Source organism: Actibacterium ureilyticum (genome assembly GCF_002285435.1).
GTDB classification, from domain to species: Bacteria; Pseudomonadota; Alphaproteobacteria; order Rhodobacterales; family Rhodobacteraceae; genus Actibacterium_C; species Actibacterium_C ureilyticum.
This window is the reverse complement of the sequence record NZ_NSBT01000044.1, coordinates 1-6,150: the sequence shown is the minus strand read 5'-3', so window position 1 is coordinate 6,150 and position 6,150 is coordinate 1. Positions and strand designations below refer to the sequence as shown.

At 63.3% G+C, this 6,150-nt stretch carries 7 protein-coding genes; 2 read left to right on the top strand and 5 right to left on the bottom strand.

All coding sequences use genetic code 11. From position 1 onward, the window contains the following. The 3 genes from CLM60_RS20470 to CLM60_RS20460 all read right to left on the bottom strand — a co-directional run. The coding region (locus tag CLM60_RS20470; protein WP_176473945.1) for a relaxase/mobilization nuclease domain-containing protein at positions 1-905 on the bottom strand (905 nt) is incomplete at its 3' end. Continuing rightward, entirely contained in the window at positions 892-1,485 is a 594-nt protein-coding gene (locus CLM60_RS20465) for a helix-turn-helix domain-containing protein (RefSeq protein ID WP_095591000.1), read from the bottom strand. The genes CLM60_RS20470 and CLM60_RS20465, both read right to left, overlap by 14 nt. 563 nt (positions 1,486-2,048) lie before the next feature. Then, positions 2,049-2,255: a hypothetical protein gene (locus CLM60_RS20460; RefSeq protein WP_007120662.1), complete on the bottom strand. Its 207-nt coding sequence runs from the start codon at positions 2,253-2,255 to the stop codon at positions 2,049-2,051. A gap of 699 nt (positions 2,256-2,954) precedes the next feature. Between CLM60_RS20460 and CLM60_RS20455 the strand changes: the two genes are divergently transcribed. Both CLM60_RS20455 and CLM60_RS20450 read left to right on the top strand, forming a co-directional pair. Then, complete coding sequence (locus CLM60_RS20455) at positions 2,955-3,200, top strand: type II toxin-antitoxin system ParD family antitoxin (protein ID WP_095590999.1); 246 nt, start codon at positions 2,955-2,957, stop codon at positions 3,198-3,200. Further along, on the top strand, positions 3,187-3,507 hold the full coding sequence (locus CLM60_RS20450) for a type II toxin-antitoxin system RelE/ParE family toxin (RefSeq protein ID WP_095590998.1): 321 nt from the start codon (positions 3,187-3,189) through the stop codon (positions 3,505-3,507). Before CLM60_RS20455 ends, CLM60_RS20450 begins: the two co-directional genes overlap by 14 nt. 33 nt (positions 3,508-3,540) lie before the next feature. On the opposite strand, the gene CLM60_RS20445 is transcribed toward CLM60_RS20450, so the two are convergent. Together CLM60_RS20445 and CLM60_RS20440 are read right to left on the bottom strand one after the other, a co-directional pair. After that, positions 3,541-4,557: a nucleotidyltransferase family protein gene (locus CLM60_RS20445; protein ID WP_245848557.1), complete on the bottom strand. Its 1,017-nt coding sequence runs from the start codon at positions 4,555-4,557 to the stop codon at positions 3,541-3,543. Positions 4,558-4,689: 132 nt separating this feature from the next. Continuing rightward, positions 4,690-5,619 (bottom strand): DUF2493 domain-containing protein, encoded by a 930-nt coding sequence (locus CLM60_RS20440; protein WP_095589415.1) that lies wholly within the window; start codon positions 5,617-5,619, stop codon positions 4,690-4,692. Positions 5,620-6,150: the final 531 nt, after the last annotated feature.

Here is a 6,150-nt window from a genome sequence, read left to right as displayed (position 1 = left end):
TACACATCTCCTGTTCGGTCCACCTGCCCGCCGCGCGCCAGCACCTCGCCCGCGCGGAAGAGCGCCGCCGCAATATCCTCGCGGGCCTCCCTCGAGGCTTCCGCGGCAAGCGAGTGGTAGACGGTTCTGGTGTTGGCAATCTCCGCCAGCGTCCGCGTCAGGTCGGCCCCCACGCGTTCGCGCTCGCGGGGCGCGCGACCCTCTTCTTTCGCGGCGTAGATCTCGCTGGTCCGGGCTGGGTAATGTACAACCCCGCGATCCACCCGGCGCGTGGCCTCCAGGCGCACGCCATACTTTTCGGCCTCTTCGACCATGGCGAGACGGAAGTCGTCATAGTTGAAGCGGTGGTTGCGCCCCAGAAAGAAGAACTCGCCTTCCTGCGAGCGGCGGTTCAGCACCAGATGCGCATGCGGGTGATCCCGGTCCTCATGCACCGCGATGATGTAGTCGAAATGCCCCTTATCAGTCTGGAAGAACCGCTCGGCCACGTCCGTCGCGATGTCGCGCACATCCTCCCCACGCGTGCCCACGGGGAAGGACATGAGCATGTGGGTGGTCTGTCCGAGCTTGGGCTTGAAGCCCGCATCCCACCGCTTGGCAAAGCGCTCGGTGAGGTCCTTGATGTCTTTAGCCTCGAGCTTCGCCTTGCCATCCAGGAAGCCTCTCGAGTCCACGATATGGGTGGACTTTGTGGTCAGATAATCAAGCTGGTTTGCGAGCTGCGATTTGGTATGCGTGCCGCCGCCCCGGATCGCCTTGAAGACCGCTGGCCGGTGCCCCGCCGCCGCACGCACAAGCTGGCTCTGCTTGGCCACGTGCAGCCCCTGCATCGAGCCCCGGATCCGGCTCCAGCCATCCCTGAAGACCTCCCCGGTGACCGCGTCAACCGCATCATTCAGCCGCATGGGCAAACTCCCTCAGCGCGGCCGTGGCCTCGAGCTGCATCGCGTCGCGACGGCGGCGCAGGAGCAGATCGATCTCGTCAGCGGAATCCAGGATGAACCGGGCCAAGCCCCGCATCTGCGCAAGGCGCAATTCGGAGAACTCGGCCCCCGCGTTCCCCGTGCCCCCCTGCCCCAACCGGTTGGCCTTCGTCATCTGCTTGGCGATCTGCGCGACCCCATTGCCGACCTCGTGCAAAGAGGCCCTGTATCGCGCCATTTCAGCTGCCATCTGCGCGTCCGGAACGAACACCCCACCCGCCGCCTGGATGAGCCGCCGCAGCCCCTCGGCACGGCTCTCGACCCCGGCGGCGGCCAGCACCGCGTCGAGCGCCTCAAGCTCCGCAGCCGTGACCTTCACACTGACCGCTGAGACCGGAATTGCGGCATCCGTCTGGCGCTCGGCATCGGCTTTGAGCGTGTACTGGATCGCCCGCGGCGACACACCAAACCGCTCAGCGAGCACCGAGGTGGAAATGCCTTCCGCAGCCTCGCGAACGATCTCCATGCGGTCCGCATCTGTGAGACGTTTTGAACGAGACATGCGAAGAAAGACCCCCTATTTCCTGCCACCTTCCACCAAGGCTGACCCCACCTTACGATAATATACCGCGCTGTCAATTATATACTTACGTCGCATTCAGGCTCAGGCAGCCTTGGTGTCCGCTTCGCGCCGCGGCCCGCAGGGACGCGGCTCTGCCACCCTCACCATCGGGCGACCCACCTGTCCAATGGGTCCCCTTCCCCAGCACCGCCCGAGGGTCTGGCCGAACACGCACGTGTTCGGACGGAACCGCGGGCGGGCGCAAACCCCACCGACAGGGCGGACAGGCAGGGTCAAGGAGGGCCAGATTTGGCTCCGCCAAATCTCTGCCGCAAAAACCGGGAGGCCCTGGCCGATAGGTTTTTGTGGATGGCCCCCTTGAGGCTGACTGGCCGGTCTGTCGCGGCCGGATCATTCCGAGCGGCGATCGTCCGTTGCGCGCGCAGCGACCGGCACCAAGAAGAGTTCACCTCGGGCGAACTGACCGCCGGACACGGCATCCCTGGAACAGGGATCGGGCCGCCCCAAGATCGTCCTGGGGCGGCCCATCCTCGCCAGAGGATTTAGTCCTGGGGATCTTTCGCGCTCGGTGGGAACATCACCAGCTCCGAGACCGCGACCGGGAAGTCGAGCTTGAGGCTGAAGAACTCCGAGCCGTCCCCGTTGCGGGTGTTGCGGAACATGGCGCCGACGCGTTGGAAGCGGGTGCGCTCCTGGCCATCGGTGTCGGTGAACTTGACGGGGACGGTGGCGACGTAGTGGTTGGTCATTTGGGTTACTCCTTGTTGCGATGGGGATCTGCCAGCACGGGGGCAAGAGGCCCGGTCGCAAGTGCAAATGCGGAGGGTTCACGGCTCCGCCGTGGAAGCCGTATTTGTGCTTGCCGGAGCGCTAGCGCAGGGCACGATTGGGCCGACCCCGTGCGATCCACATCTACGAGCAAAAAGGAGTGATCCGGATGACCCTTGCCATCACGCCGACGCCACCATCCGCGTCCCGCCGAACCTGGCCGGGGTGGTGACAAAGTCCGCCCGCGTGGGTGCGATGTTCCGAAACGCCACCCGAGGGTCGTACAGGGCTTCAGCCTCAAGTGCGGCGTCTCGACCCCTCGCGTCTTGCGCTGCTGACGATGTGCGAGGTGCGCACCATCCCGCTGCCCGAACCGATGCGGATGGGCCGAACTCTGACGGGCTGGGTAGAGGGATGACGGTGCTGGACGCCGTGACCTGCCGATCAAGTGTGACCGATCGCACGCGCCATGAGATATGACGAAAGGTCCGCGCCAAGCGTAGCTCCCGACGCAGCTTCTGGTCACGGACGACATTGCCGGGATGGCCTATCCCCCGAAAGCCTCCGCAATGCGGCGCGCGGGCAAAGCTCATGGCGTTCAAGGTGGTGACAAAGATTGCCATCTTTTTTGACAAAAATTGGCGTTCCATGATAGGCTCAATCCAAGAAGGAGGATTGCCATGGCAACGATGAATGTATCTCTTCCCGATCCGATGAAGACCTGGGTTGAAGCACGCCTGAAAGATGGCAGCTTCAGCAATACGAGCGATTATGTGCGCCACCTTATCCGCCGTGACCAGGAACGCGCTCAAGCGATCGAAGCTTTGCAGCAAGCGATCGATGAAGGCCTCAAGAGCGGTGAGCCGGAGCCGTTCGACTTCAAGACGTTCAAGGCGGGGATGCGGGAGAAACATGCCCGCAAGTAGTCTAGCCGCCTACTGGCTGACGCCAGCAGCCCAACGCGATCTGGAAGACATCTGGCTTTATACAGCGCAGACGTGGTCGATGGCGCAAGCAGATCGATATAGCGATATCATGGAAGATACCTTCGATCGGTTGCTCTTCATGCCAGAGATGGCCCGTGAGCGCACGGAATTCGATCCGCCCGTCCGCATCCATCCCAGTGCTGAGCATCTGATCATCTATCGAGTCGAGGAAGACCAGTTGGTTATTTTGCGAGTGCTGGGAGCGGGGCAGGATTGGCACGCGATCCTGAGAGCGGCAGATCAGTAGCTGGGTAGATTCCTTGCGCCTTCAACTCGACGATTACGTGCCCAAGCTCTCGAGGACCGTCTGCGTCTTTGGCATCCGCTTCAGCGAGTTGCCGATGTGTTCCCGCCAGCGCGGCCCAACCTCCAATGCGGTGGCATAGGCCCGAGCCAGATCATCGGGCCGGTCTTCGGCCATCGCTTCGATAAGGAAAGCCGCCTGCTCGCGGTCCTTCGCGGATTTCAGGCTCCCTGCCCCATCGCGGCGCCGGTCGGCAATGATCAGTTTGTGGACTGCATAACGCTCCGGGCGGGGCACCTGCACCAGAACGCCGGATCTATAGATCGCCGCCGCGTGGATCGGCTCAGCGATCAGGAAGTTGAGATAGTTCAATCCTTGGGCGTTCACGCCCAAGGCTGGCAGATCACGGATGGTCTCATCTCCGAACGCCGGTGTGAGAAACTCGACCAACTGGCCGCTGCCACCCTGAGCCCATCGCCATGTCCGACCTTGGTCAAGAGATGGCAGAGGATCGAATTTGAGCGCCGAGAACGTCTCGGCAAGACCCGGGTCGACCTGATCCTGCAACGCAACGCTGAGCTTCTCGAACTGCGCGATGTCGATGTCGCCAGTATTGGCCATACCGCCAATTGGCAGACGGATACCAAGCTCGCCTTCGTAGAGGCGAAATGCATTGGTTCCGACGATGGTGCCACCCAAACGGAAGGTTCCGGCTGCGGCCATGGCCGACAGGATGGAACCGGTCGCCCGGTCGATGGGCGTCATGCCTTCCGCACGCAAGAGCCGGACAAGCCGCGACCGTTCCGCCTGCCGATCCTTGGCGGTCGCACGCAGCTCTTCGATCCGGTCGATGCGCGCGCGCGTCTCGTCGCTGTCTTCGCCGATATAGATGAACCGCATCTCCGTCCCGACACGGCGCGCGGCATACCAATAAGCCTTATCCCCACGCTCCTTGAGCGTGGGCTTGCCTTCGACACCGGACAAGGCGTCGTCCTTCAGAAGACGCACCAGGTCGGTATAGGCGCTCATCGCGATGCTGCTGAGTGGGGTCATGCCTATCATTTCCAAGTTTTGCTTGGCATTCATATACCTATCAAAACAGGAAATTGCTAGGCAAAGTGATTTGGAGAACGTCCACACCCATAAGAAACGACGAAAGGGCCGCCCGAAGGCGACCCTCTCTCTTCAATCCTGCGACGCCCTCTTCGCCGGGTCCGCAACCCGCATGACCGTCAGGCCTTTTGCTTCCGCCTTCTGCCCGAGGTTCAGCGCGACCCCGTTGCCGCCGAAGAGCACAACCCCCGTCGCCGCGAACTTGTCGTCCAGCATTTCGTCGTTGCACTTGAACGGTGCCGCCCGCCCGTGCGCGGACCAGCGCGGATCGAACCGCGCCTGCGCGACCCCGCGTGCCCGGGCCCACCGAGCCACGATCATCTCCGCCCCGTGCTTGCCACCCTTGTGGCAGAGGAAGATTTCCTGATTGCGGTTCTGCTTGATCCGCTCGCGAACCTTGTCGAGCGTGTTGAAGATCACATCGACATCGGTCCAGTCGGTGGCGCCCGAGACGATCAGGGGCACCCCCTCGACTTTCGACTTCTCGGCGGTTTCGCGGTCGTGCTGCTCCAAGAGCTGCCGTGCCTCGAAGACCGCCCCGGTCTCTTTCGCCCGGACGCTTGCGCGCGACCCGGCTGCCGGAATGTAGGCGTGCCCGGTCTCGATCTCGTAGCATTCTGCCGCCGCCTCGCTCATCACCTCGATGGCGCTGACGATCTCGCGCAGCTGCACAAAGCGCGCCTGCGCCTCTTCGAGCGCGGTCTCGGCGATCTCCGATCCATCGTGGGATTTTGCCAGCGCGCCGATCTTGTCAGCGGTGCGGTCGACCTCCTTGCCAAGTGCCACCTTGCGCCGCTGCAGGATCGTGGCGAGCCCATGGGCCAGCGGTTCGATTTCTGCCTCAAGGCCGGTCCCGCGCAGCGGACCGAGCAGAGCCTCGAAGCTCTCGCGGATGATGTGGTCGGTCAGGATGTGATCTTCCGGGATCGGCAGCTGCGCGTCCTTCTCGGTCAGCCCGAAAAGTTCGATGGTCTCGTAGGTGTTTGCAGTGTCGTAAGCCATGTCTGGTCTCCAGTGTTCGGTTCCAAGGCCACCACTTGAGTGTGGGGGCATGGCCGAATGCCTGGTTTCCGAATCTGCCTGGGTCAGGGACGGCGCAGCCGCCGGCTTGCCGGGCGCAAAAGTTTTCCGCGCGCAGCACCCGACACATGCGCGCGCTCACGCACGGGACCGTCCAACGCCATAGACCCCGCCCTCGCCGAAAAGTTTTGCGATCCTTGACGCGGGCTGATTTGGGGGCCATCCGGAGGATATGCTTCCGCGCTCATGTGTGTGTGTTTTGACGGTAGGTTTGCCCGACCCGAGCAGGCAAACGGCCCGACCGGACGCGGGAGACGGATGGAGCGGCGGGATCGTTTTGCCCCGCAAAACAGACCAGAGCGCAATCCGGCGGAGCGGCCAGGGAGGAACGTGCTCGCGAGGCGGGCAAACCGGGATGCCGGGTACGACGCCGCGGTGAGGCCGCATGGCCGAATGCGCGACGGACCGAAGGGCCGTTCTCCCCTGCGACACGCGAAGCCGAGCTGGGGAGGC

Excerpts from the sequence above, each read along its gene's own strand:
- CLM60_RS20465 (WP_095591000.1), bottom strand. The coding sequence starts at position 1,485 with ATGTCTCGTTCAAAACGTCTCACAGATGCGGACCGCATGGAGATCGTT.
- CLM60_RS20460 (WP_007120662.1), bottom strand. The coding sequence starts at position 2,255 with ATGACCAACCACTACGTCGCCACCGTCCCCGTCAAGTTCACCGACACC.
- CLM60_RS20455 (WP_095590999.1), top strand. The coding sequence starts at position 2,955 with ATGGCAACGATGAATGTATCTCTTCCCGATCCGATGAAGACCTGGGTT.
- CLM60_RS20450 (WP_095590998.1), top strand. The coding sequence starts at position 3,187 with ATGCCCGCAAGTAGTCTAGCCGCCTACTGGCTGACGCCAGCAGCCCAA.
- CLM60_RS20445 (WP_245848557.1), bottom strand. The coding sequence starts at position 4,557 with ATGACCCCACTCAGCAGCATCGCGATGAGCGCCTATACCGACCTGGTG.
- CLM60_RS20440 (WP_095589415.1), bottom strand. The coding sequence starts at position 5,619 with ATGGCTTACGACACTGCAAACACCTACGAGACCATCGAACTTTTCGGG.